Genomic DNA, 25,193 nt, shown 5'->3' on the forward strand with positions numbered 1-25,193 from the left:
GTCGGACCGGATTCAGCATCTTTTTTCCAATCAGCTTGACCTCCGGCTTTCCCCCCTTTACCGTCACTGTGCGTAACCACACCTCGCGGCGATCCGGAGTAAATCCGGAGCCACGGCTGCCGATGGTGCCGCGCTCGGCACACGACCCCCGGTGGCCCGGCGATCCGCCGCAAGGGGGCACAATCTACCGATAGAAGTACATACGAGAAGCCGGGGGCCAAAACAATGCCGTCTGAGTACGCAAAGTCGCTGGGTGCGCGACTCCGCGCCATCCGCACCCAGCAGGGCCTGTCCCTGCACGGGGTCGAGGAGAAGTCACGCGGCCGCTGGAAAGCCGTGGTCGTGGGCTCTTACGAGCGTGGCGACCGGGCGGTCACGGTGCAGAAGCTTGCCGAGCTTGCCGACTTCTACGGGGTGCCCGTCTCCGAGCTGCTGCCCGGAGGCGCCGCGCCGAGCCCGCTCGGGCCGACGCCGAAGCTCGTGATCGACCTTGAGCGCCTTGCCGCGCTGCCCAAGGAGAAGGCCGGGGCCCTGGCCCGCTACGCGGCCACCATCCAGTCGCAGCGGGGCGACTACAACGGCAAGGTGCTGTCGATCCGCCAGGAGGACCTGCGCTCCCTGGCGGTGATCTACGACAAGTCGCCGAGCGAGCTGACCGAGGAACTGATCAGCTGGGGCGTGCTCGACGCGGAGGCCCGCCGCGCGGTCGAGTCGTTCTGACGTCAGGCAGGTGACGAGGGGGCGTGTCGCGACACGCCCCCTCGTCGTGCTCACGCTCCATACGAGGCGCGCACCGCGGTGAGCACCTTCAGGACGACCGCTTCAGGGCCGGGGCTCCAGGACGCGTGCTCCGTTCACCCGAACCCGCCCTGACGGCGTCGTGAAGACCGGCCGCAGCCCGCGCGGCCGCCGTCCCACGCACCCGCGCCCCGCGCGGTTCTTACGACGATCGATACCTCCCGGGGGCACGCCGTCCCACGCATCCGTGCCCCGCGCGGCCGCCGCCGCACGAATGACCGCGCATCCGCGTCCCGCAGACAACCGGGCGGCCGCCGCCCCGTGCAGCCGCCGTCGCGGGTGGCAGCCGCCCCACGGATGACCGCCGCCTCACGGGTGGCCGCCGCCCCACGGATGGCCCGCGCATCCGCGTCCCGCAGACAATCGGGCGGCCGCCGTCATGCGGACGGCCGGGCGTCACGCCGGACGTCACTCCGCGAACCGGCCGATCCAGCGGCGCTGCCACGGCGTCTCGACGGCCCGGGGATGGTATTCCTCACGCACCCAGTTCACCGCCTTGTCCGGCGCCAGCCCGGACAGTGTCGCCAGGCAGGCCATGACGGTTCCCGTCCGACCGACACCTCCTCCGCAGGCCACCTCGACCCGCTGCCCGTCGAGAGCTCGCCGATGCAACTCCCGGATCGCGCGTACGGCGGCGTCACGGTCACGCGGCAGCAGGAAGTCCGGCCATTCAACCCAGATGTGCTCCCAGGCGACCTCCTGCTTGCGCCAGACCCGCGCCGACACCAGGTAGAGGCCGAACTCCGGCAACGGCCCCTCGGGGAGCCCATGCCGCAGGCCGCGCCCGCGTACCCAGCAGTGATCGGGCATCTCCACAGCCCCTGCCAACCTGACGTCTCCCACTGGCCGCTCCTTCACCGTTGATTCATTGGATCAGTTGGTTCGCACCCGTTCGCCCCTTCGCCCTAGCGCCCCCACCACGCGCTCCTCCCCAGGTCGTCGGCCACGTCATCGTCTCGCCCGCATGAGCGGGCCCTGAGCGTACTGTCCGACATCGGGATCCGTCATCGCCTCGCCCGCACGAGCGGGGTTCTCCCCGCTTCGCGACCGGTGCCCGGCAACCGGGCTGTCGTGCGGCGGGCGCCGAGCGCCGGTGAACGCCATCGCCTCCTCCGCGATCACGGCGAGTGCGGTCCGCCCTTCAGCCGAGGCGCCTACGCAGCGTGGACGCGGCCGAGGGTGGCCGCGCCGTAAGAGATCCGGGGCCTTTCGCTAGGGGATTCGGGCGTTTGAGACATCAGATCGGTGGGCCGAGGCGGGAACGATGTGAAGCATGGGGCGGCGATCGAACTTGTGTTCTCCAAGTGATTGACATCCACGTCGATCGAAACTATGTTCGATAGCGAACGTGAGGCTCGCGGCTCACGTTCGCGCAGGACCTGGTCGCGGGCACTTCGCCATCCCCATGGCGGCTGCCCGCGGCCAGGGTCCACGGGCGAAAGGGCGTGTCCTCGTCGTCGGCGGAGACGATCGGGCGCGTCCCGGCCGGACGGGGAGAGGGGAAGCTCCTCGTCCGGCCGCCCGGCGGAAATGTCGGTGGGGTCTGCGATCGTTGGCTTCACCGGCGGGAACGCCGGCAGCCGCCACAACCCCCAAGGAGGCGCGCAAGATGTCCCCAAGGCAGCCAGAGACCACCGGGCCCGGATTGCCGGCCACGGTGCGGGCATACCTGGCGGATTCACGTTCCCACCTGACCGAGGCGGTCACGGCCCGCACCCCGGCCACCCGCTACGTCTCGGCCCACCTCGCCGCGCTGCGGGCGGCGGCCGCCATCCTGGCCGCACGCCCACGTCCCATGGAGGGACGCAGACGCCGCCTGCGCAGCGCGTGGGAGCTCCTGCCCGAGGCCGAGCCCCGGCTCTCCGAGTGGGCGGCCTACTTCTCGGTGAGCGCCGCCAAGCGCGCCGCCGCCGAGGCGGGCATGGTGCGCGGCATCAGCGCGGCCGACGCCGACGAACTGCTGTCCGAGGCGGAGACCTTCGTCAGAACGGCCGAAGAACTCCTGGGCGCCCCCACCCAGCCGCCCCTCCCGATCCAACTGGCGGGCTGAGCCACCCGGCCCCGAAGCCGCGCATGGCCCGCCTCACCTGACGACCCTGACGACCCTGACGGGCCAGACACCTCTCGCCGTCCGCGAGCGCCGCTCCGGACCGGCCCATTGCCATGCCCGCGCTCGCCCACTTCACGAGACGCAAAAGCATTACCGTCAAGCGTCCACGCCACACGGCCAGTTCTCCACACCCCTCACACCACACGGCCAGTTCTCCACACCCCTCACACCACGCAGCCGGTTCTCCGCCCCGATGCCACGCGGCCAATCTTCGCGCCCCTCCGCCACGGAGCCTGAGTCCGGCCACCGGGCGCCCCGCGGCGCGCTTCTGGGTGGCCGTGCTCTCACCCCCCCACTCCTGCAGCCCGCGCCGTGCTCCGGCTTGCCGACCTGGCGGGCGAGATTCTCCGGCCTGAGCGACGGAGGCAGGCGGTCATCAGCAAGCGTCGCGCCAGCACCGAACGCACCAACGCACGAACGCCTTACCGACCCGACAAGCAAGAATCTCCGGGACCGACCGGCGGAGGCAGGCGTCCATCGGCAGGCGTCGCACCAGCACCGAACGCCCAACGGCTTACGACCTGGCGTGCGAGACTCTCCGCCCGACCGGCGGACGAAGGCGGTCAGCGGCGGGCGTCGCACGGGCGCCCAACGGCGAGGCATCGGCGTCGTGGCTCGACGGCCTCGCTCACACGGGCGAGGCCACGGTGTTCGCCGGCCGGGGGCGGGGAGAGGCGGTAGTGCAGGAGCGGCCGGACCGCCGGGTGGTGCGGGCCCGCGGGAGTGGCGGGTCCGCACCGGGTGTCCGGGGCCCACGCCGGACACCGAGCCCTGGTTCGGGCATGCGGCCACCGAGGACGGCGGGCCGGGTGAGCGAGGGCGGCCCGGTCCTCTGGTGGATGCCGGATGCCCGAATGGGGCGGATCAGGAGCTGGGGTCGTTCTCCAGCGAGAGCGCCCCCGAAGGGCACAGGGTGACCGCCCGGCATACCACCTCATGGCGGTCGTCGGGGATCTCCTCGGTGAGAAGGACCACCAGGCCCTCGTCGTCGTCCTGATCGAAGACGGCAGGGGCCGTCAGGGCACACATCCCTGCACCGATGCACACAGACCGGTCCGCATTGACTTTCATGATCACCAGGTTACCGGCAGACGGTGCACCCCGTAGATTGACATGTGCGAACGCATCGGAACCTCCGCGGGATCGCACGCCAGGCGAAGTTCGGGGAATCGCCGCAGCAGCGCGGGAAACGCGATCCGCATCTCGATGCGGGCCAGTTGCTGCCCGAGGCACTGGTGGATGCCGTGGCCGAAGGAGAGATGGCCGGTGGCCTGCCGGGTGAGGTCGAGGCGGGCGGGGTCGGGGAAGCGTGCGGGGTCGAAGTTGGCGGCCGAGGTGGAGATCGTGACGCTGTCGCCCTTCTTGATGGTCTGGCCGCCGATGCTGACATCGGCGGTGGCGACGCGGAACGGGCCGAGGTGGATGATCGACAGGTATCGGAGGAGCTCTTCGACGGCGCCGTCGACGACCGACGGGCGCTCGCGCATCACGGCGAGCTGGTCGGGGTTCGTGAGCAGGGCGTAGGTGCCGAGGCCGAGCATGTTCGCGGTGGTCTCGTGACCGGCGACGAGCAGCAGCAAGGCGACGCCGACCAGGTCTTCGTCGTCGAGTTCGAGCAGGCCGCTGATGAGGGCGTCGTCGGGCTCGGCCCGCTTCCTCGCCACGAGGTCGGCGAAGTAGGCCTGGAGGCGTCCCCCCGCGGCGAAGATCTCCTCCGCCTCGGATTCCAGGTTGACGATGACGCGGGTGTCGTCCTGGAAGCTGTCACGGTCCTCGTACGGCACCCCGAGCAGTTCGCAGATCACCAGCGACGGGATCGGCAGCGCGAAGTCCTCCACGAGGTCGGCGGGCGGCCGCATGGCGTCGAGGACCTGTTCGGTGATCTCGGTGATCCGGGGTTCGAGCCGCTGCATCCGGCGGACGGTGAACTGGCCGGTGAGCAGTTTGCGGAACCTGGTGTGCTCCGGCGGGTCCATCCGGATGAAGAACCCGGGCGGCGTGAGGAAGTCGGAGCCCCCGCCGAAGACCTTCTCCCTGCCGGGCACCGGCGGGTGGAGGTCTTTGGGGCTGGAGGTGAAATCCGGATGGGCAAGTACGGCCCGGCCCAGCGCGTGGCCGGTGACGAGCCAGCCGAGGTGGCCGTCGGTGTACGTCATGCGGTGGATCGGCGCCCGTGCCGCGAGGTCGAGCAGCTTGCCCGGCGGGTCGAACGGCGTTTCACGCTCCATCGGAAGAGTGGTCATGATCCAAGGAAAACATCAATCAGTGCAGTTTTGCAATGGTTGCAAAAAGTTAGTGGTTGTAGAGTTCGAGCATGAGCGGGCTACGCGAGCGCAAGAAGGTGCGCACCAGGCACGCCCTGATCGAGGCCGCACTGCGGCTGTTCACCGAGAAGGGCTACGAGCAGACCACGCTCGCGGAGATCGCCGCCGAGGCCGACATCTCGCCCCGGACGTTCTTCAGCTACTTCGACAGCAAGGAGGACGTGCTCTTCTTCGACGCCGAGGCCCGGCTGCGGCGCGCCCAGGCGGTGCTGGCCGGACGCCGCCCCGGCGAGCCGGTGGCCGACCTGCTGAGCCGGATGGTGTCCGACAGCATGGAGTTCACGATCGAGGACAACGACCTCCACCTGTCGCTGGACACACAGCGCACCCGCCTGGTCCTTGCGGCCCCCGCCCTCCAGGCCAGGGCGATGCAGGTCATGCTCGACTCACAGACGCAGCTGGCGTGGACGCTCCACGAGGTGTTCGCGGGCGAGCTGAGCCCCGAGCAGGCCGCGGCGGCGGTGGGCGCCGTCGTGGGCGCGATCAAGGTGGCCGCCATGATGGTGCTGCTCAAGGGCGAGCCGAACGCCCGGATCGAGGATGCGGTCAAGATCGGCACCACGGTCGCGCTCGAAGGGGTGCGGCGGCTCACCCCACCCAGGGACTCCGGCGATGGACGGACAGGTCCCGAATCGCGACGGCCGCGGCCCTGCGCGCCCATGCCTCCCCCACCGGCGGTCTGACCTCCTCGTCCACCGGCGACCAGCCGGCCCGCGCCGATGCGCGCCCCGACGAGAGAGCCGTCCGCGACGCGCCGGTCATGGGCGGACCGGCGCCCCCGTCTCCAGGGAGGTGTTGGCGGCGATGCCGATGCTCGCCGCCTTGATGCCGTCGGTGTGGTCGGCCCGGCGTCCGAGCGGGTCCGGGGCGCGCTCGCCGTCCCGGGGGCCGAACAGGTCGTCGAGGAGCAGCCGGTCGCCGCCGCCGTGCCCGCCCCTCCCCTTCGGGATGGGGATCTCCCGGGCGGGTTCCCAGTGCCGTTGCAGGACAAGCCGCTCGCCGCGCGTCCGGGTGCTGCCGGGTTCGAGGCGGCGGGCGCCCTTGCCGAGCGCGGCGGCCGCGCCGGGGTCGGCCCATTCGCGTTCGACGACGTCGAGTTCGACGCGGCCGAGCGTGCCGTTGAGGGCGACGCGGTAGCCCTCCCAGGGAGCGTGGGCGTTGAGCGAGTAGGTGAGCAGGGCGCGGTCGTCGTAGCGGACGAGCACCGACAGGTTGTCCTCGATGGTGACGCCCGGGGCGAAGACGTCCTGGTCGCGGTGGTAGCCGTCCTCGTGCTCGGCCTGGAGGTAGAGGCGGTCGAGGCGGGGGTCCGCGCGCAGGTCGAGGGAGTAGGGGTCGGTGCCGACCAGCCCGGAGTCCCGGCTGCGGGCCGGACGGGGACCCGGGGCGTTGGCGTCGCCGTAGAAGCGCAGGTCGCCGTGGGCGTACACGCTAACGGGGGTGGCGCCGAGCCACCAGTTGACCAGGTCGAAGTGGTGGCCGGACTTGTGGACGAGCAGGCCGCCGGAGTTGGCCTTGTCGCGGTGCCAGCGGCGGAAGTAGTCGGCGCCGTGCACGGTGTCGAGCAGCCATTCGAAGTGCACGGAGGTGACGGTGCCGATGGCGCCCTCGGCGATCAGCCGTCTGACCTCGGAGTTGCGGGGCGCGTAGCGGTAGTTGAAGGTGATCGTCACCTCGCCCGCCGCCTCGGCGACGGCCGCGCAGGCGGCGGCGGTGGTGGCGAGGGGCTTCTCCACGATGACGGCGCAGCCGCGTTCCAGCGCGGCGACGGCGAAGTGGTGGTGGGTGTGGTCGGGGCTGGTCACGATGACGACGTCAGGCCGTTCGCGCTCCAGCAGCAGCCCGAAGTCGCCGGGAGCGTAGGCGGGGACGACGGGGCCGTAGGCGGCCATGCGGGCGGGGTTGGTGTCGCAGAAGGCGACCAGGGGCCCGGCGTGGGCCCAGTCGCCCCGCAGGGCCTCGACGTACATTCCGGCCCGGTGGCCCAGGCCGACGATGGCGTGGCGGCGCGTCAAGACGGCTCCTTACGCAGGCGGATCAGCGCGCTGGCGTGGTCTTCCCTCGGCAGGTCCGGGGTGAGACCGAGGCTGGTGAGCAGCAGGCCGTGGTGCAGGTCGCCGGTGTCCTCGTCGCGGTAGCGGGCCTGCGGGTCGAGCCCGGCCAGCCGCAGCGGGACGGCGGGCGAGCCGTGTGCGGTGGGGCCGCGGAAGACGAGAACGACGACCCGGTCCTCGTGGGTGTACTGCACGCCCCCGCGCAGGCGGCGCAGTTCGCCGAGTTGGACGACGGGCCGGATGTCCTTGTAGAGGGCGACGAGCGCCGCCGTCCGGTCGAGTTCGGCCTCGCTCCAGGCGGGCAGGTCGCCGCCGACGCCGAGGGCGCCCGCCATGGCGACGTGGAAGCGGTAGTCCAGCGGCCTGCGGCGGCCGGTGACGGGGTTGGGGCTGTCGGTGACCCAGGCGGCCATGGCGCGGGCGGGGTAGATCTGGCTGAAGCCGTGCTGGATGGCGATCCGGTCGGCGGCGTCGGTGTTGTCCGAGGTCCAGATCTGGTCGGTGCGGGCGAGCATGCCGAGGTCGGTACGGCCCCCGCCGCCGGAGCACGCCTCGACGCGCAGGCGGGGATGGTCGGCCCGGAGCCGGTCGATCACGGCGTAGACGGCCCGGGTGTGCTCGATCCAGAGCGCGTCGTGGCCGCCCTGGGTGACGGTGCGGTTGCAGTCCCATTTGACGAAGTCGATCCCGTGCTCGCGGACGAGCCGGTCGAGCCAGCCGTGCGCCCATGCGGCGACCTCCGGCCGGGAGAAGTCGAGCACGAGTTGGTTGCGCAGTTCGGTGCGCTCGCGGCCGGGCTGGTGGATCACCCAGTCGGGGTGCTGACGGTACAGGTCGCTGTCGGGGTTGACCATCTCGGGCTCGACCCAGATGCCGAAGCGCATGCCGAGCCGCCGTACCTCGTCGATGAGGGGTCGGAGCCCGCCGGGGAAGCGCTCGGGGTTGGGCCACCAGTCGCCGAGCCCGGCGCGGTCGCAGGTGCGTCCGCCGAACCAGGCGTCGTCCATGACGAAGACCTCGGCGCCGATCCGGGCGGCGAGCTTGGCCAGGCGTTTCTGGCCGTCCTCGTCGACGTCGAAGCCGACGGCCTCCCACGAGTTGTAGAGGACGGGCCGCAGTTCGCCGGCGGCGGGCAGGACGTGCGCGGCGATGTGGGCGTGCCAGGCGCGGCTGGTCCCGCCGAAGCCGTCCGAGGAGTAGAGGCCCGCGAAGACGGGGGTGGTCCAGGAGCGCCCCCGCCAGGTGAGCCCTTCGTGGCCGAAGCCGCCGGTCCAGCTCACGGCGCCCTCGGCGGTGCGGCCGACGGTGACGCGCCAGCTCCCGCTCCAGGCGAGCGCGGTGCTCCACACCTCGCCGTGTTCCTCGCCCGCGTCCCCGGCGTCGAGCATGAGCCACGGGTTGGCCTGGTGGCTGGTGATGCCTCTCCTGCTGGTCAGTACGGTCTCCCCCACGGGCACCTCCTCCCGCCGCACCTGGTTCTCCGCCGCCCAGGCCCCGACGGCGTGGCTGAGGCGGTAGCCGGGCAGCGGCGGCAGCCGCCAGGCGGCCGAGTCGCAGCGCAGGAGGGTGACCTCCTCCTCGGCGGCGATCTCGGTCCAGCGTTCGACGACGTCGCTGTCGTCGCGGACCCGGTAGTGGAGGGCGATCTCCAGGTCGTGCGCCCGGTCGCCCATGCGCAGGGTGAGGTGGCCGCGGTCGATGTCGTGGCCGAGGTGGCGCCATTCGACGCCGGTGTCGCCGCCGGGGAAGCGGATCTGCAGGGAGGCGGGGCCGAAGCGGGCGCCGGCCTCGGTGAGGAGTTCCTCGCCGCCGGAGATCCCGTCGAAGCTGCTGACGGGCCGCCGCCCGGCCGGGGGCAGTGCGGCGGCCTGCTCGCCGGTGAGGCGCGGCCCCCAGTGGAGGCAGACGGGGGTGTCGTCGTCGGCCAGGCCGATCACGTAACTGGTCGCCGGAGTGGTCAGCGACCAGCGCCGACGCGCCGCGTCGAAGGTCACGAGGGGCATGAGGCGGAGCGTAGGCCGCCCCCCGGACGAATTCAATTCTTGACGAAGTTAATTACTGCTACTATGCGTCCATGCTCGACCTCGCCCGCCCCAGGGCCACGATCACCACCCCGGCCGCGGCGGCGGTCTTCACGATGGTCCTCACGCAGGGTCCGGTCTCCAGGGTCGAGATCGCCCGGCGCACCGGCCTGTCGTCCGCCGCCGTCACCAAGGCGGCCCGGCCGTTCATCGAGGCGGGCTACCTGGCGGAACTGGCCGCCACCGAGCGCACCGGCCCGGGGGCCGGCCGCCCGGCCAGCCCCCTCGCGGTCCGCCCCGACCGCGAGTACTTCCTGGGCGTGAAGATCACCCACGAGGAGCTGATCGGCGTGGTCACCGACCTGCGCTCCGAAGTGGTCGCCTCGGCCCACCGCCCGCTGCCCTCGACCGCGCCGGAGACGGTTGCCGCCGAACTCGCCGCGCTGACCGGCGACCTGCTCGGCCGCTCCCCCGCCTACCGAGAGCGCTGCCGCTGCCTCGGCCTCGCCGTCTCCGGCGACGTCGACCGGGCCACCGGCCTGGTGCGCTACTCCCCGTTCCTGTCCTGGCACGACGTACCGCTCGGCGAGCTCGCCACCGGCGCCACCGGCCTGGCCGTCACCGTCGAGAACGACGTCAAGGCCCTCACCGTGGCCGAGCACTGGTTCGGCGAGGGCGTCGGCACCTCCTCCTTCGCCCTGGTCACGATCGGCCTCGGCATCGGCTGCGCGGTCGTCGTCGACGACCGCCTGGTCACCGGGGCCAGAGGCGTGGCCGGGGAGATCGGCCACGTCCCCGTCGGCGGCGACGGCCCGCCCTGCCACTGCGGCGGGCGCGGCTGCGTGGAGGCCATCGCGGGCATCCCCGCCGTCCTCCACGCCGCCCGCCGCGCCCTGGGCGAGCCCGAGCTGACACTGGACGGCGCCATCGCCGCCGCACGCGCGGGAGACCCGGCCGCCCGGGAGGTCTTCGCCCGTGCGGGCACCGCGCTCGGGCGGGCGATGGCCGCGATGGCCAACCTGATCGGGCCGGAGCGCATCGTGGTCAGCGGCGACCTGCCCGGCCTGGCCGCCTACGAGCTGCTGGAGCAACACCTGCGGCAGTCCTTCACCCAGCAGGCGTTCGGCGCCGCCGCCGACTGCCTGCTGGTGTTGCGGCCCCGGCCGTTCGAGCAGTGGGCGCGCGGCGCCGCGGCCGTCGCCATCCAGACCCTCTTCACCCTCCAGGAGCGATGACCCCGTGACCACCGCCATCTGGCAGCCGCACGACGACGCGGCAGCGACACACGCGGTCACCATGGCGACCGGGCTCGGCGACCTCGCGGTGGAGGCGACCGCCTCCACCGCCCTGACCTGGACGCTCACCCGCCCCGCAGCCGGTGTGGCGGAGATCCTGATCGTCCCCGACCGACCGGCCGAGGTCCGGGCGGCGTGGCGGATCCCGTGTGTGGACGCGGTCGCCTTCTGGGTGCCCGACAGCGGCGAGCACCGGGGGCTGCCGCCCTTCTGGCGCCGGCCGAGGCGGACGTCGCTGGAGAAGGGGGCGCCCGCCGGGGCGCTCGTCGGCACCGGCGACCGGTCGCTGTGCACGTACGCCGTCGGTGAGGCCGAACGGCCCGTGCTCGTCCGCACGGGCGTCGTCGAGGAGACCGGCGAGTTCGGTTTCTGGGCCGAGCACGAGGCGAGCCCCTCGGCCGGGCTGCGGCTGCGCCTCGACCTCAGCGGCAGGCACTTCGCCGACACGCTCGCCGACGTGGCCGCCTGGTGGCGGCCCCCGGCGCGGCCGGTGCCCCTCGCGGCCCGGCTGCCCGCCTACTCGACCTGGTACGCGATGCAGCAGCACGTCACCGCCGAGGCGGTCGAACGGCAGGCGGCGCTCGCGGCCGAGCTGGGCTGCGCGGCGATCATCGTGGACGACGGCTGGCACAGCGACGACCGGGGCAGGGGCTACGCCCACGTCGGCGAGTGGGAGCCGACCTTCGCCGACCCGGCCGCCCACGTGGCCAGGGTGCGCGAGAACGGCCTGGCCTACCTGCTGTGGTACGCGCTGCCGTTCGTGGGGCGGCGGACACGCCTGTGGGAGCGGGTACGGGCCTACAGCCTGACGTACCGGCCGCACATGAACGCGGTCGTCGTCGATCCCCGCTACCCGCACATCCGCGATCTGCTCGCCGGCAACGTGACCAGGGCGGTGCGCGAGTGGGGCGCGGACGGCCTCAAGATCGACTTCATCGACCAGTTCGCCGTCGAGGACCCGCCGGAGCCCGGTCCCGAGGCCGACTGCGCGGACGTGACCGAGGGCGTGCGGCGGCTCATGGCCCAGATCTCGGCCGGGCTGCCCCCGGACGCGCCGATCGAGCTGCGCCAGCCGTACACGAGCCCGGGGCTGCGCCCGCACGCGACGATGATCAGGGCCTCCGACTGCCCGCTGAGCCCGCTGCACAACCGGCAGCGCACGGTGGACCTGCGCCTGGTGGCCGGGCCCGTGGCCGTCCACTCCGACATGCTCATGTGGCATCCGGGTGAGAGCCCGGAGCGGGTGGCGGCGCAGCTTCTCAACGTGCTGTTCTCGGTGCCGCAGATCTCGGTCGACCTGTCGGCGCAGAGCCCCGCGCAACTGGAGGTGCTGCGGTTCTGGCTGGCCTTCTTCCGCGAGCACGCGGACGTGCTGCAGGGCGGCCGGTTCGTCCCGTCGCGGCCGGACCTGCACTATCCGCTCGTCAGCGCGTACGGCGACGGCGTCGCCGTCACGGGCAGGTACGCCGACGTGGCGGTCTCGGTGCCCGAGGGCGGCGGGGTGTGGTGGCTGGCCAACGCCGACGCCTCCACCGGCGTGCTCCTCCGCCCGGCCCCCGGGACACGGGCGGAGAGCACGGTCTACGACTGCCGGGGACGGCAGGTGGCCGAGGCGGACCTCGACCTCGCGGGCGTGTGCGAGGTCGAGGTACCGACCGGTGGGCTGCTCCGGCTCGTCACTCCTGGACGACCGACAGGATGTTTCCCGCCGGGTCGGTGAACCAGGCGATCGGCGGGCCGTCCCCGCGCATCACCCCCTTGTCGTCCTGCGGCATCCCCGGGTAGCGCGCGAAACGCACCCCGCGTTCGGCGAGCCGGTCGACGGCCTGCTCGATGTCGGCGACGGGGAAGTTCAGGATCGTGTAGGAGGCGGGGGCGTGCCGATCGCCCTTGGGATAGACGAGCGTGTCCCTGCCGCCCGCCAGGTGCAGGGTGAGCATGCCGTTCGCCTCCGAGACGCGGATGCCGAGGACGCCTTCGTAGAAGTCCCTGGCCGCCTGGACGTCGTTCACGGAGAAGCCGCTGTAGGCCCGCGTGTCGGCGAACATCAGCCGGCCTCCAGCTCCGCCCGGTGCTTCGGGCTCAGCTCGATGATCTGCACATAGTTGCCGTCCGGGTCGATCGCGGTGGCGAACAGCGAGCCGTCGCGGTCCTCCAGTCCGGCCAGCCAGGTGACGCCGAGGCCGTCCATGCGGGCGGCGGTCGCCTTGGCGTCCGGCACGTCGAAGTTGAGGATCAGCCGGCCCGGCTCCGGGTTTCGGTCCGAGACGTCGGCCCGCCGGTCGATGAGCACGTGGAAGTCGCCGAACCGCAGGAAACGGTAGGCGTCGTCCTCCGACACCGCCTCCGGCTCCAGGGCGTTCACGTACCAGTCCCGCAGGCGGGCGGGGTCGGTGCTGGCCAGCAGGATGCTGCCGAGTACAGGTCTGCTCATGGTGGTACTCCCTTCTCTCCCCATATAGACCCCGGGGGAGAGGAGAACTCACCGGTGCCCGGTTAAAGAACCGGTGATGCTCCCGGCCCCGGCGGTGTGGGCCGCACCGGGACCGGGAGTGTCTCGTCCGCCTACCTGATGACGATCTTGTCCAGTTCGGGCGAGCGGGCGGAGAGGTTGAAGAAGCGGATGTCGTTGACGCCCGCGATCAACGTCACCGGTACGGTCGCCGTCGCGACCCGCTCCCGCGTCCCCGTCATGGTCACCTCGGCGGAGTCGGCCCCGTTGACGCTGATCCGGAAGGTCTGGGCGCCGTCAACGACGGCGTGCACGGTCATCTCCCTGGGCCCCGAGGTCTCCGACAGGATGCCGCGCACCCTTGTGTGATCGTAGGTGTTGCCGCCGATGAGGATGGTCTTGCGGCCACCGGAGCAGATCCGGCAGTAGACGGGCTCGGCCGCGCCCTCGAAGACGTTGCCCACGCGCTCGGCCTCGTGGGCCCCGGCGGAGGTGTCGGGCGGCGGCAGCGTGACGGGCGGGTTCACCGGCCCGAGCGTCCACGCCTTGAGGTCCCTGACGAGCAGGTGGGTGTCCTGGAGCCCGGCGCTGCGGACGCTGCGGTAGACGCCCCACTTGGGGCGGTTGTACTGCTCGTCGCTCCAGTGCAGGTCGATGTCGTCGATCCGCTGGTCGACGAGGGTCGTGCGGCCGTCCTGGAGGATCCAGCGCAGGTACCCCCGGTCGCTCGCCCCGATCTCCACGGTGGTGGTGACCCACCGGTTCTGGATGGGTTCGAGGTCGTGGGCGGCGAAGGGGCGGGTGGTGTTGTCGGCGAGGGTCCAGTGGCGCGCCTCGATCTTCTGGACGCCGCCTCTGACCGGCAGCGAGAGCTGGGCGACGGGGGTGCCGATGTCCGAGGTCTTGAGCTGCCAGACGTGGCTGAAGGACGTGGTCGCGTCGAGCGTGTCCGGTATGTACATCTGCCAGCTGATGCGCCAGACCTCGTCCTCGCGGATCTCCAGCGCCCGGCCCCGGCCGTCGCGCATGCCGCGCGCCTCGTTGCGCTGACGGTCGGCGCCGTCGCGGTCGACGGTGTGGGAGTCGAAGCGCCAGGCGCCGCGCTCGGCGTACACGTGCGGCAGGCCCTCGGGGTGCGAGCCGCGCCGGTCGTCCTCCAGCGCCTCGAAGGCGGCGACGCCGTCCTTGTGAGGGCTGGGGTTCCAGCGCAGCTCCCAGCGCGGTGCCCCCTGGTCCCGCGCGTGCGCGGCGGGCGCGACGGCCACCAGCAGGACGAGGGCGGCGGCGAGTCGTCTGATCATCTGGCTTCTCCCACGGCGTACACGTTGCCGATCTGCGCGCTCTGGTCCTGGGTGCCGGTGTTGGTCTCGGCCACCATCCGGACCGGGTCCCTTCCGCCCTCGATGACGTTGCCCTTCTGCAGTCTGGTGTCGGTCCAGATGTACTGGCCCCGGCGCCAGGTCCGGCCCCGGTCGAGCAGGAAGGCGGTGATGCCGGGTTCGCTGCCGCGCGTGGTGTAGACACGCAGGGTGTCGGGGCCGATCTTCTCGCTGTCGAGCAGACCGTACTCCTGGGTGAGGCGGGTGAACTCCCACTGCCTGCCGCTCCAGCGTCCGGCGGTCAGCCAGGGGCGCTGCCCGCCCGGCTGGTTGTCGTAGAAGACGATGACCGGGCGGCCGTCGGAGAGTGTCTGCACCGAGTGGGTGAAGCCGGTACCGTGCAGCAGTTCGCGGTTGCTGCGCCAGACGATCGCCTTGGTGAGCATCTCGTTCTCGTCGAGCTGGTCGCCGAGGTCCTCTCCGGTGACGCTCGCGAAGCGCCGGGTGGCCGGGTCGAAGGCGGCGTAGAAGACGTCGTGGATCTGGGTGCCGTGTCCATGCACGTCGGGGTGCCCGCCGCCGGCCATCGTCCAGAGCAGGTGGAAGCGGCCGCGCGCCTGCGTGATCTCGGCCATGTACACCTCGTCCATGTTGTCCGCGCGCTCGGAGCCGAGGATGTACGGATGACCGGTCAGCTCACCCGAGCTCTTCCAGGTGGTGCCGTCGTCGGTGGACACCAGGTACTGCATCGGCCGGTCGTCGACGAACTTGGTCCGGTCATCCTCTTTGAGGGTGTCGCGGAAGAAGACGTAGATGTCGCCGTCGCTCGCCTTGAGGGCCTTCGGGTAGGAGGCGTGGTACGGCGCGACGTCACCGAGGCTACGGTCGCTCCAGGTGCCGTCGGCCGCCCGGGTGGCCAGGCGCAGCGGCGAGTTGTGGGCGCCGTGGAAGACCAGCAGCCTGCCGTCGTCCGCCTGGACCATGACCGGGTAGTTGTGCTTGTCCTTGAACGAGGAGCCGACCTTGACGGGAGTGCTCCAGCGGCCGGTGCCGTGGTCGTACTCCTGGACGTAGGCGCCGGAGTCCTTGCCCATCCAGGAGATGTGGGTCCTGTTCGCCTTCGCGTCGTACAGCCCGGCGCCCATGGGGCGGCGGTCGCTGTGAACACGGGCGTGGGTGGCGGTCGTCTGGGCGACGAGCGTGCCGCCGCGTTCGTCCGGGTCCGCCTGGGTCGGAGCGGTGAAGAGCCCGAGGGCGGCGACGGCGGCCGCGGCTGCGGCACCGATCCTGGTGGGGTGCACGGGTCCTCTCCTTCGTGGGGTACGGCTAGCCGCGCGCCAACCGCAGCGTGAACCCGCCGTCGGCGGCGACGGGCAGGTCGAGTCCGCCCCCGGCGCGGACGACGGCCTTCGCCTCCGCGATGCGGTCGCCGGGGGCGTCCTGGTAGATCTCGGCGATCCACTCGCCGTCGCCGAGGAAGCCGAGCGGCACGGTGAGGGTCCGGGCCGGACCGGCGACGCCGGCGCCGACGTACCAGACCTCGCCGTGCCTGCGGGCCAGCAGGATGTGGTCGGCGGGGTCGCCGCCGAGCAGCCGGGTCTCGTCCCAGGCGACCGGGACGCGCGACAGCAGGCGGCGGGCCTCCGGGCGGGCGCCGTAGGACTCGATGCCGTCGGCGAAGTGCTGCACCCCCGACTCGAACAGCACCGACAGCGCCAGTTCGAACCCGGCGGAGATGCTGCGGACGGCGGTGAAGGTGACGGGGGTGAAGTCCATCGGGCCCTGCACGTTGCGGGTGAAGGCCAGGGCCAGGTAGTGGGCGGGCGGGTAGAGCGGCTCCTTGCCCGGCCGGGGTTTGATCCACTCGGCGCCCTTGACCGCCTCGGCGGTCATGAAGTGGGGCCAGGTGCGCTCGGTGCCGCGCGGGATGGTGCCGCCGTGGAAGACCACCATGAGTTCCAGGCGGGCGGTGGCGGCGAGGACGGAGTCGAACCAGCGCATGCGGTCCTGACCGTCGGACTCGGTGAAGTCGATCTTCACGCCGACGGCGCCCCACCGCTTCCACAGGGCGAGCTTCTCGCGGTGTTCGAGTTCGCTGTCCACGTGCTGCCAGTGCGACCACAGCCAGACGCCGACGCCCCGGTCGCGGGCGTAGGCGATGAGTTCCGGCATCCAGTCCTTGCTCCACCCGGAGTCGGCCAGCAGGTACGGCCAGCCCATGGCGGCGGCGAAGTCGACCCAGACCTTCTGGGCGTCGAGGTCGCGGGTGGAGGGGCCGTCCGACCACCACGACCAGGCGGCGGCGCCGGGCCGGATCCAGGAGGTGTCCGCCACCCGCGACGGCCGGGCGAGGCTGGTGACCAGGTCGCTGGCGACGATCGCGGCGAGGTCGCCGATGATCGCCAGGCGCCACGGGGTGGTGAGCGGGCTGGCGGCGGTGACGTACGGGTCGGGCAGGTCGAGGCGGAGGGCGCCGCCGTCGTTGCGCAGCCGGGAACCGGCGTAGCCGCCGTCGAGGTCGGACTCGGTGACCAGCATCCAGCTCTCGCCGATCTGGAACAGGGACGGGTAGCCGTACAGGATGCGCTCGGCCGCGCCGACGGTGGTGTGGTGGTGGATCTCCTCGTAGTCGCAGCGGCCGTTCTCGTAGGGCAGCAGGACGGCGCGGGCGCCGGGGTCGAGGACGTACTCCGACAGTTCCTCGCAGACGGTGACGGGCCCGCTCCAGCTCACGCGGTAGCGGTAGGCCACGCCGCCGGAGCCGACCCGCACCTGCAGTTCCAGCCCGCCGCCGAAGGCGAAGGTCCATTCGGTCGCCGCGTACCGGTGGCCCCGGCTCTTGCCGGTCACCGTCTCGTAGGTCTCCTCCACGCGGGTGCTCGCGACCCCTTGGAAGGCCAGGCCCCGGCTCAGGTCGGCGTGCGCGGTCCGAAGGCCCAGCCGTGAGCGTCCGATCATCGGACGGCCGGCGTGCCGCACCTCCCACCAAAGTTCACCGGCCTCGGACAGTCCGACGGTCGCTTCCAGATCGTCTTCACTGCATGTCCACTGCGACATGAGACCTCCTGGGCCGGCCCACAGTGCGCCCGAGCTTAGGCTGCAAACGATTGCAATTCAATTCTTGACGAAGTTAATTACCAGGTCTACGGTACGGCCATGCCCCTGAGTCATCGGACCTTTGCGGCGAGACTGACCGAGTTCCGTGCGCAGCGCTTCGGGCTGTTCATCCACTGGGGTCTGTACGCGCTGGCCGCCCGGCACGAATGGGTGATGCAGCGCGAGCACCTGACCGACCCCGAGTACCGGCGATACTTCGACCGCTTCCAACCGGACCTGTTCGACCCCCGGGCGTGGGCCGAGGCCGCCGACGCGGCGGGCATGCGCTACATGGTGCTCACCACCAAGCACCACGACGGCTTCTGCCTGTGGGACTCCGCTCTCACCGACTACTCGGTCGCGGGCACCCCCCACGGGAAGGATCTGGTCGGCCCCATCGTGGACGCCTTCCGCGAACGCGGTCTCGGCGTGGGCTTCTACCACTCTCTCATCGACTGGCACCACCCCGACTTCCCCGTCGACGGGCTGCATCCCCGCTTCGGCGAGGACCAGGGCGACGCGCCGCCGCGCGACATGGCGAAGTACCGCGCCTACCTGCACGGGCAGGTCGAGGAACTGCTCACCCGCTACGGCCCGGTCGACACCATGTGGTTTGACTTCTCCTACTCGGCGCGGCGCCGCGCCGGACGGCCGACGCCCGGCGGCAAGGGCGCCGCCGACTGGGACTCCGAAGGGCTGCTCGCCCTCGTCCGGCGCCTGCAGCCGGGCATCCTGGTCAACAACCGGCTGGAGATCCCGGGCGACTTCGTCACCCCCGAGCAGTTCCAGCCGCCGGAGCCGCCCGGCGAGGTATGGGAGTCCTGCCAGACGCTCAACGGGAGCTGGGGCTACGACCGCGACAACCTCGACTTCAAACCCGTCGACCTGCTCGTGCGCATGCTGGTCGACACCGTCTCCAAGGACGGCAACCTGCTGCTGAACGTCGGACCGAACGGCCGGGGCGAGCTGGAGCCCCGGGCGCTGGCCACGCTGCGGGGCATCGGGGAGTGGATGCGGCTGCACGGCCGCTCGATCCACGGCGCCGGGCCGAGCGCGTTCACGGCACCGCCCGACTGCCGATACACCCAGCGGGGCGACCGGCTCTACCTGCACCTGTTCGCCTGGCCGTACCGGCATGTCCACCTGCCGGGCCTGTCCGGCCTGGCCCGTTACGCGCAGTTGCTCGACGACGCCTCGGAGATCCGCTTCGAGAACCCGGACCCGGCGATCGACAGCGGCAACACCAAGCTCGGCGCGCTCCCACCCGGCACCCTCACCCTCCGGCTCCCGGTGCGGCGCCCGGACGTGGCCGTGCCGGTCATCGAGATCTTCCTGTGAAAGGCCAGCCCCATGGAGATGAACCGGCGGCAGATCCTGGCCCTCGCAGCGGCCGCCGCGACCATGCCGGTGATCGCCGCCTGCGGCGGCGACACCCGCCAACGGCAGCAGGCGACCGCGCCGGTCAAGACCGGCCTGCAGACCCTCGACCCGAACCGGCCGGGCAACGAGACCTGGCCCTTCGCCGAGGCCGAGGCACTGAACGACTCGCTGACCTGGCCCAGGACGAACGTGCCAGAACCGGCGGCCAAGGTGACGATCACCGTGGCCACCACCTCGGACATCATCGCCGAGGTGCGCAACCTCCAGTTCGACCACTTCTTCAGGAAGCGCCACCCGAACATCGAGATCAAGCGCGAGACCTCGACCTTCGACGGCTTCCTCACCAAGTACATGGCCCAGGCGGCGGGCGGCTCGCTGCCGGACGTGATGTACAACCACTACTCCTGGACGCAGAACTTCATCGCCAACCGCATCCTCACCCCGCTGGACGACTTCATCGCCCGCTCCCCCGAGTTCGCCGCCGACGACCTCCCCGAGGCCGGCCTGGCCTACTTCCGCCGCGACGGCGCACTGTACGGCCTGCCCACCGACATGGCGCCCAAGCTGCTCTACTTCAACAAGGACCTCTTCGACAAGGCCGGGCTGAAGTACCCCGACGAGTCGTGGACCTTCGACACGATGGTCGAGACCGCCAGAAAACTGAAGAGCGGCTCCGGCGCCACCAAGATCTACGGCTTCTCCCCGACGGCCAAACCCGCCCCCGACCTGGCGACGGTCTTCCTCCTGCCGTTCGGCGCGCGTTTCCTGTCGGCCGACGAGACCCGGGTCGAGATCAACTCGCCGGAGGCGGTCAGGACCATGTCCATGTGGCTGGACCTGCTGCTCAAGGACGGCGCCACCCCCAGCCTGGCCGAGGAACTGCTGCTGGAGAAGGTGGACCCGTGGAAGTCCGGCCACGCCGCGATGCACATCAACGGTGCCTGGATCATGACGGAGCTGGCCAAGCAGAAGGCGTTCGCATGGGGCGCCACCCACGTGCCGAAGGGGCCGAAGGGCCGCTTCTCCCCCGCCGTCGGCAGCGCCCTGGTCATCACCGAGGGCTCGCGGCAGAAGGAGGCCGCGTGGCTGTACATCTACGAGTTCCTGTCCTCCTCCGGCTACCGGTTCCGCCGCATCAGCGCCCCCGCCCGCCAGTCGGCCTGGCTGCCCAACGCCGAGGCGCTCGGCATCCCCGCCGAGACCGCCGAACTGGTCAAGGAGATCCTCGCCGACTACGCCACCAGTGAGGGCGTGCTGCGCCTGCCCGCGACCAAGAAGGCCGTCGACACCGCGAAGCCCATCTGGGAGCGCGCCTTGCTCGGCAAGATCGACGTCAAGACGGCGCTCGACGAGATCGCCGCCAAGGTCGGGCCGCTGCTGGCCGAGAACCAGATCGCCTGATGACCACGCTCGCCCGGCGGGAGGCGCGCCGCTTCCACCTGTTCGCCTCGCCCTGGCTGATCGGCTTCGTGGTGTTCACCGCCGGGCCGATCGCCGCCGCGATCGTCGTCAGCTTCATGGACTGGAACCTGCTCAGGTCGCCGTCCTGGGTCGGCCTCGCGAACTACGAGCGGATGTTCGCCGACGCCGAGTTCTGGGAGTCGATCGAGAACACGGTGCAGTACGGCGTCGGCTACGTCGTGCTCGGCGTCACCTTCACCTTCGGGATGGCGCTGCTGCTCAACCAGCCGCTGCGCTTCCAGGGCCTGTTCAGGACGGTGATGTACATGCCGTCCGTGGTCTCCGGCCTCGCGACGGCGCTGCTGTGGCTGAACATCCTGCACCCCGACTACGGCCTGATCAACAAGGTGCTGGCCACCGTCGGCATCCAGGGGCCGGGCTGGCTCGCCTCGCAGGAGTGGGCCATCCCCGCCCTGGTGCTCATGGCCGTGTGGGGCGCGGGCAACACCATCGTGATCTACCTGGCCGGGCTCCAGGGCATCCCGAAGACCCTCTACGAGGCCGCCGAGATCGACGGGGCGGGCTGGTGGCGCCGCTTCTGGAGCGTCACCGTGCCGATGATGTCGCCGGTCATCTTCTTCAACGTCGTCACCGGCTTCATCGGCGCCCTGCAGGGCTACGTGCTCATCCTGGCCATGACCGAGGGCGGGCCCGGCAACGCCACCATGGTCCTCGGCCTCTACATCTACCGGCACGCCTTCGTCTACTTCGACATGGGGTACGCGGCCGCGCTGTCGTGGGCGATGTTCGCCGTCATCATCGCCGTCACCGCCGTCCAGTTCGCGCTGGCGCGGCGGTGGGTCCACTACGAGTTCAGGTGAGGTGCCGGCGATGCTCGTAGGGTCACACGGGGGGTCACACGGGGGGTCACACGGGCGGGCGCCCGCGCGGAAGCCGCCCCGGCCGCTGACGGCCACGCAGGCCGAGCGCGTCAGGCGGGCCCAGCGCGCGGGAGCGTACGTGCTGCTGATCGCCGGAACGGTCGTCTTCGTGCTGCCGTTCCTGTGGATGATCACCACGTCGCTGAAGTCCGACGCCGAGAACCTCGCCTTCCCCCCGCAGTGGCTGCCCGACTCCTTCCACTGGGAGAACTTCGTCCGAGGCTGGGCGGGATCACTGGACTACACCACGTTCATGCTGAACACCGTGCTCATCACCGCGCTGTCGGTGCTGGGCAACCTGATCTCCTGTGTGCTGCCCGCCTACGCCTTCGCGCGGATGCGGGCGGGGGCGGCGACGCTGATGTTCGGCGCGCTCATGGCCACCATGATGATCCCCAGGGAGATCACCCTGGTGCCCAAGTTCATCCTGTTCTCCAAGCTCGGCTGGGTGGACACCTACCTGCCGCTGATCGTGCCCGAGTTCTTCGGCGTCGCGCTCTACGTCTTCCTGCTGCGGCAGTTCTTCACGACCATCCCGCAGGAGCTCATCGACGCCGCCCGCATCGACGGCGCCTCGGAACTGCGGATCCTGTGGCGGATCATGCTGCCGCTGTCGAAACCGGCGCTGGCCGCTATCTGCCTGTTCTCCTTCGTCGGCAACTGGAACCAGTACCTGGAATCGGTGATCTACATCCGCACGACGGAGAAATTCACGCTGCCGCTCGGCCTCGGCCTGTTTACCGATCAGTACGCGACGCAGTACAACCAGATGATGGCGGTGGCGCTGATCGCCATGATGCCCATCGTGATCATCTTCTTCATCGCTCAGAAGACGTTCATCAGGGGCGTCACCCTCACCGGGATAGCTGGAAGGTAGACGGTACGTGAACTACGAACGCCAGCCGTACAGGCGGTGCGGGCGCAGCGGTCTGCTGCTGCCCGCGGTCTCCCTCGGCCTGTGGCACAACTTCGGGGAGGGCAAGGCGCTGGACGGCCGGCGCGCCATCCTGCGCAAGGCCCTCGACCTGGGCATCACCCACTTCGACCTGGCCGACAGGTACGGCCCGCCGCTCGGCTCCGCCGAGGAGACCTTCGGCGCCATCGCCGCCAAGGACCTGCGCGGGCTGCGCGAGGAGTACGTCGTCGCCACCAAGGGCGCCAACCCCATGTGGGACGGGCCGTACGGCAGCGGCAACTCCCGCAAGCACCTGCTGGCCACGCTCGACCGCTCGCTCGCCCGGCTCGGCCTCGCCCACGTGGACATCTTCTACCTGCACCGCGACGACGCCGATACGCCGCTGGAGGAGCAGGCTGCGGCCCTCGACCACTTCGTGCGCTCCGGCCGGGCGCTGTACGTGGGCGTGTCCAACTTCTCGCCCGCGCGCACCGCCGAGATCGCCGCGATGCTGCGCTCGCTGGGCACGCCGCTGCTGGTGCACCAGCCCGCGTACTCGCTGCTGCGCCGGACGATCGAGGACGAACTGCTGGGCGTGCTGGAGTCCGTGGGCGCGGGCTGCGTCGTCTACTCGCCGCTGGCGCAGGGCCTGCTGACCGACCGTTACCTCGACGGCATCCCGGCCGACTCGCGGGCCGCCGAGGGCCGGTTCCTGACCGCCGACCAGGTGACGCCCGAGGTCCTCGCCTTCGTCCGGGCCCTCGCCGGGCTGGCCGCCACGCGCGGGCAGACGGTGGCGCAGCTCGCGCTGGCATGGGCGCTGCGCGACCCCCGCGTCACCTCCGTGCTGGTCGGCGCGTCCGGTCCGGAGCAACTGGAGGCGAACGTGGCCGCCGTCGACCGGCTCGGCCTCACCACGGAGGAACTGGCCGCCATCGACCTCGCGGCCAAGGAGAGCGGCGTCCCGGTGTGACACCCTGCCGACCCGAGGGCGCACGCGCCCTCTCCCCTGGAGGCGCGATGAGAAGGAGCACACTGGCCGAGCACCCGGGCGGCATCGGCCTGCCCGGCTACCGGATCGCCTCCGGCGGCGTCTCCTCGCTGCCGCCCGGCGCCGTCAGCCACGGCAACGGGCGGCACACCCACCCGGACCCGGAGATCTTCATAGTCCTGTCCGGGACCGGGGTGATCCACCTCGACGGCGAGCCCTCGGCGTTCGCGGCCGGGGACGTGCTCGTCGTCGAGGCCGGCGAGGACCACCACCTGGAGGCCGTCACCCCCGTCGTCACCACCTGGTTGCACCTGGAGCCCGGACGGTGACCGTCCTCGCCCTGCCGGAGCTCGGCCTCGGTGGCGGCCCGCTCGGCAACTACCTGCGGGCGATCACGGACGCCCAGGCCCACGCGGTCGTCGAGGCCGCCTGGGAGGCGGGCGTGCGCTACTTCGACACCGCCCCCTACTACGGCCTCGGCCTGGCCGAGCGGCGTCTCGGCCAGGCCCTGCGCGGGCTCCCCCGTGCCGGCTACCTGGTCTCCACCAAGGTCGGCCGGCTCGTCCGCCGGGGGCCGGGACGCCCTCCGGACTTCGCGATCCCCGACGACCGCCACGCCGCCTGGGACTTCTCCCGCGACGGCGTGCTGCGCAGCCTCGACGACTCGCTGACCCGGCTCGGTCTCGACCACGTCGACGTCCTCTACGTCCACGACCCCGACCACCACTGGCCGCAGGCGCTGGAGGAGGGCTTCGCCACGCTGGCCGAACTGCGCGCCCAGGGCGTCGTGCGGGCGATCGGCGTCGGCATGAACCGGTCCGGGATGCTCGCCGACTACGTCAGGAACGCCGACCCCGACGTGCTCCTGGCGGCCGACCAGGCGACGCTGCTGCGCCGCTCGGCCTTCGCCGACCTGCTGCCCCTGTGCCACGAGCGCGGCGTCGCCGTCGTGGCCGCCGGCCTGTTCCACCGGGGCGGGCTCGCCACCGACGGCGCAGCCTCCGCCTCTCCTCGAACCCGGCGGATCGCCGACGTGTGCGCCGCCCACGGCGTGCCGGTGGCGGCGGCGGCGCTCGGCTTCCCGCTGCGGCATCCGGCCATCGTCTCGGTCCTCATCGGCGCGCACGAGCCCGCGCACGTGCGCGCCGCTCTGGCCGCCCTGCGCCACCCGGTGCCCGAGGCGTGCTGGGCCGACCTCGACGCTCTCAGCCCCTGAAGGCGCCCCTGACGTGCACGGGCACGCCCTTGCCGAGCAGGCCGGGCAGTTCGCCGCCCACGTTCATCGGCAGCCGTACGCAGCCGTGCGAGGCGGGGCGCAGCGGCACCGACAGCGCGCCGTGGAAGGCGATGCCGCCGTTGAAGAAGATCGGGTTGTACAGCTCGCCCAAGTACGACTTGTGCCAGCCCGAGCGCCGCCAGGTGGTCCGGTAGTCGCCCGTCGGCGTGCGGGCCGAACCGCAGAACCGCTGGGTCTTGCCCTGCCACTTCGTCGTCTCGCAGTAGGCGACGCCGCTGCCGGAGGAGATGTGGCTGATGAGGGCGGGCTTCCCCGAGACGTACATGACCATGATCTGGGTGCTCAGGTTGACCTCGGCCCGGGTGCTCCTGCCGTTCGGCACCAGGACCTTGGGCGCCCTGGGCGACTCCAGCGCCGCCCAGGTGCGGGCGCCGACCGTGCTGTTCGGGCGGAGGCCGTTGACCTTCTGGAAGGCCCAGACGGCGGCCAGTGTGGTGCCGCCGTACCTGCCGTCGGCCCGGCCCGGCCGGTAGCCGAGTTCACGCAGGCGCTCCTGCAGCCGGACGACGGCCTCGCCCTTGGCACCGAGCCTCAGCGTCTTGCCCGGAGCCTGCGCCGTCCCGCGCTGTGTCTGTGTCTGTGTCTGTGTCTGTGTCTGTGTCTGGGCCTGTGCTGTGTTGCTCGGTGCCTGCGCCGAACCGGCCTGCGCGAGCGGTGCCGTAGAGACCGAGGTCGTCGCGGCGGACGCGGCCGTCGCGGCCAGGCCGCCGCCGGTGAACGCGACGGCCGCCGCCGTCAGAACCGCCGCCGTCGAGAGTGCTCCCCGCACGTGAACCCACCCCTCCAGCTCACTAACAATCGAGTCAAATGACCCTATAC

General features: G+C 71.4%; 23 protein-coding genes. 12 read left to right on the forward strand and 11 right to left on the reverse strand.

The features are described 5' to 3' along the window. Window positions 1–225 precede the first annotated feature (225 nt). Window positions 226–720 carry a transcriptional regulator BldD gene (gene bldD / locus ABD120_RS17970; protein WP_055503136.1) on the forward strand — a complete coding sequence of 165 codons (495 nt, stop codon included), beginning with the start codon at window positions 226–228 and terminating at the stop codon, window positions 718–720. Window positions 721–1,206: 486 nt separating this feature from the next. On the opposite strand, the gene ABD120_RS17975 is transcribed toward bldD, so the two are convergent. Beyond that, window positions 1,207–1,641, reverse strand: coding sequence for a protein-tyrosine phosphatase family protein (locus ABD120_RS17975; protein ID WP_343951056.1), 435 nt, complete (start codon window positions 1,639–1,641; stop codon window positions 1,207–1,209). A 766-nt stretch (window positions 1,642–2,407) separates the two neighbouring features. Between ABD120_RS17975 and ABD120_RS17980 the strand changes: the two genes are divergently transcribed. Then, window positions 2,408–2,848, forward strand: coding sequence for an SAV_6107 family HEPN domain-containing protein (locus ABD120_RS17980; RefSeq protein ID WP_343951057.1), 441 nt, complete (start codon window positions 2,408–2,410; stop codon window positions 2,846–2,848). A 924-nt stretch (window positions 2,849–3,772) separates the two neighbouring features. On the opposite strand, the gene ABD120_RS17985 is transcribed toward ABD120_RS17980, so the two are convergent. Together ABD120_RS17985 and ABD120_RS17990 are read right to left on the reverse strand one after the other, a co-directional pair. Further along, the gene (locus ABD120_RS17985) at window positions 3,773–3,979 is read right to left on the reverse strand and encodes a ferredoxin (protein ID WP_343951058.1); all 207 of its coding nucleotides are present in this window, start codon (window positions 3,977–3,979) and stop codon (window positions 3,773–3,775) included. A 2-nt stretch (window positions 3,980–3,981) separates the two neighbouring features. Further along, the gene (locus tag ABD120_RS17990) at window positions 3,982–5,151 is read right to left on the reverse strand and encodes a cytochrome P450 (protein ID WP_343951059.1); all 1,170 of its coding nucleotides are present in this window, start codon (window positions 5,149–5,151) and stop codon (window positions 3,982–3,984) included. A 71-nt stretch (window positions 5,152–5,222) separates the two neighbouring features. Here ABD120_RS17990 and ABD120_RS17995 point away from each other — a divergent pair, with 71 nt between their 5' ends. After that, window positions 5,223–5,915, forward strand: coding sequence for a TetR/AcrR family transcriptional regulator (locus ABD120_RS17995; protein WP_343951060.1), 693 nt, complete (start codon window positions 5,223–5,225; stop codon window positions 5,913–5,915). 75 nt (window positions 5,916–5,990) lie between these two features. Here the strand turns inward: ABD120_RS17995 and ABD120_RS18000 are convergent, their stop codons facing one another. Together ABD120_RS18000 and ABD120_RS18005 are read right to left on the reverse strand one after the other, a co-directional pair. Then, window positions 5,991–7,247 (reverse strand): Gfo/Idh/MocA family protein, encoded by a 1,257-nt coding sequence (locus ABD120_RS18000; protein WP_343951061.1) that lies wholly within the window; start codon window positions 7,245–7,247, stop codon window positions 5,991–5,993. Then, a complete protein-coding gene (locus tag ABD120_RS18005; protein ID WP_343951062.1) occupies window positions 7,244–9,289 on the reverse strand; it encodes an alpha-galactosidase in 2,046 nt (681 codons plus the stop codon). Before ABD120_RS18005 ends, ABD120_RS18000 begins: the two co-directional genes overlap by 4 nt. A gap of 71 nt (window positions 9,290–9,360) precedes the next feature. Here ABD120_RS18005 and ABD120_RS18010 point away from each other — a divergent pair, with 71 nt between their 5' ends. Together ABD120_RS18010 and ABD120_RS18015 are read left to right on the forward strand one after the other, a co-directional pair. Further along, window positions 9,361–10,542, forward strand: coding sequence for an ROK family protein (locus ABD120_RS18010; protein WP_343951063.1), 1,182 nt, complete (start codon window positions 9,361–9,363; stop codon window positions 10,540–10,542). 4 nt (window positions 10,543–10,546) lie between these two features. Next, entirely contained in the window at window positions 10,547–12,322 is a 1,776-nt protein-coding gene (locus ABD120_RS18015; protein ID WP_343951064.1) for a glycoside hydrolase family 36 protein, read from the forward strand. Here ABD120_RS18015 and ABD120_RS18020 read toward each other — a convergent pair. From ABD120_RS18020 to ABD120_RS18040, 5 genes are all read right to left on the reverse strand, one after another. Continuing rightward, window positions 12,279–12,650 carry a VOC family protein gene (locus ABD120_RS18020; RefSeq protein WP_343951065.1) on the reverse strand — a complete coding sequence of 124 codons (372 nt, stop codon included), beginning with the start codon at window positions 12,648–12,650 and terminating at the stop codon, window positions 12,279–12,281. The two genes, ABD120_RS18015 and ABD120_RS18020, sit on opposite strands and share 44 nt — an antisense overlap. Next, window positions 12,650–13,036, reverse strand: a complete 387-nt coding sequence (locus tag ABD120_RS18025) for a VOC family protein (RefSeq protein ID WP_343951066.1) — start codon at window positions 13,034–13,036, stop codon at window positions 12,650–12,652. The genes ABD120_RS18020 and ABD120_RS18025 overlap by 1 nt, the downstream gene beginning before the upstream one ends. A gap of 131 nt (window positions 13,037–13,167) precedes the next feature. Next, the gene (locus tag ABD120_RS18030) at window positions 13,168–14,355 is read right to left on the reverse strand and encodes a carbohydrate-binding protein (RefSeq protein ID WP_343951067.1); all 1,188 of its coding nucleotides are present in this window, start codon (window positions 14,353–14,355) and stop codon (window positions 13,168–13,170) included. Then, window positions 14,352–15,674, reverse strand: a complete 1,323-nt coding sequence (locus tag ABD120_RS18035) for a BNR-4 repeat-containing protein (RefSeq protein ID WP_343951068.1) — start codon at window positions 15,672–15,674, stop codon at window positions 14,352–14,354. The genes ABD120_RS18030 and ABD120_RS18035 overlap by 4 nt, the downstream gene beginning before the upstream one ends. Before the next feature lie 25 nt (window positions 15,675–15,699). Beyond that, window positions 15,700–17,430 (reverse strand): glycoside hydrolase family 97 protein, encoded by a 1,731-nt coding sequence (locus ABD120_RS18040; RefSeq protein WP_343951069.1) that lies wholly within the window; start codon window positions 17,428–17,430, stop codon window positions 15,700–15,702. Window positions 17,431–17,529: 99 nt separating this feature from the next. Here ABD120_RS18040 and ABD120_RS18045 point away from each other — a divergent pair, with 99 nt between their 5' ends. From ABD120_RS18045 to ABD120_RS18075, 7 genes are read left to right on the forward strand one after another with little or no spacing between them, the layout of a single operon-like run. Continuing rightward, window positions 17,530–18,807, forward strand: a complete 1,278-nt coding sequence (locus tag ABD120_RS18045) for an alpha-L-fucosidase (protein ID WP_343951070.1) — start codon at window positions 17,530–17,532, stop codon at window positions 18,805–18,807. A 12-nt stretch (window positions 18,808–18,819) separates the two neighbouring features. Then, window positions 18,820–20,250 (forward strand): ABC transporter substrate-binding protein, encoded by a 1,431-nt coding sequence (locus ABD120_RS18050; RefSeq protein ID WP_343951071.1) that lies wholly within the window; start codon window positions 18,820–18,822, stop codon window positions 20,248–20,250. Next, on the forward strand, window positions 20,250–21,131 hold the full coding sequence (locus ABD120_RS18055; RefSeq protein WP_343951072.1) for a carbohydrate ABC transporter permease: 882 nt from the start codon (window positions 20,250–20,252) through the stop codon (window positions 21,129–21,131). The genes ABD120_RS18050 and ABD120_RS18055 overlap by 1 nt, the downstream gene beginning before the upstream one ends. A 10-nt stretch (window positions 21,132–21,141) precedes the next feature. Then, window positions 21,142–22,068, forward strand: a complete 927-nt coding sequence (locus ABD120_RS18060) for a carbohydrate ABC transporter permease (protein WP_343951073.1) — start codon at window positions 21,142–21,144, stop codon at window positions 22,066–22,068. Window positions 22,069–22,075: 7 nt separating this feature from the next. Beyond that, window positions 22,076–23,059, forward strand: coding sequence for an aldo/keto reductase (locus ABD120_RS18065; protein WP_343951074.1), 984 nt, complete (start codon window positions 22,076–22,078; stop codon window positions 23,057–23,059). Between the two features lie 47 nt (window positions 23,060–23,106). Next, window positions 23,107–23,406, forward strand: a complete 300-nt coding sequence (locus tag ABD120_RS18070; RefSeq protein WP_343951075.1) for a cupin domain-containing protein — start codon at window positions 23,107–23,109, stop codon at window positions 23,404–23,406. Continuing rightward, complete coding sequence (locus ABD120_RS18075; protein ID WP_343951076.1) at window positions 23,403–24,293, forward strand: aldo/keto reductase; 891 nt, start codon at window positions 23,403–23,405, stop codon at window positions 24,291–24,293. Before ABD120_RS18070 ends, ABD120_RS18075 begins: the two co-directional genes overlap by 4 nt. Here ABD120_RS18075 and ABD120_RS18080 read toward each other — a convergent pair. Beyond that, window positions 24,283–25,143 (reverse strand): L,D-transpeptidase family protein, encoded by an 861-nt coding sequence (locus ABD120_RS18080; RefSeq protein WP_343951077.1) that lies wholly within the window; start codon window positions 25,141–25,143, stop codon window positions 24,283–24,285. The two genes, ABD120_RS18075 and ABD120_RS18080, sit on opposite strands and share 11 nt — an antisense overlap. Between the last annotated feature and the right edge of the window lie 50 nt (window positions 25,144–25,193).

Source organism: Nonomuraea longicatena (assembly GCF_039525605.1).
Classification (GTDB): domain Bacteria; phylum Actinomycetota; class Actinomycetes; order Streptosporangiales; family Streptosporangiaceae; genus Nonomuraea; species Nonomuraea longicatena.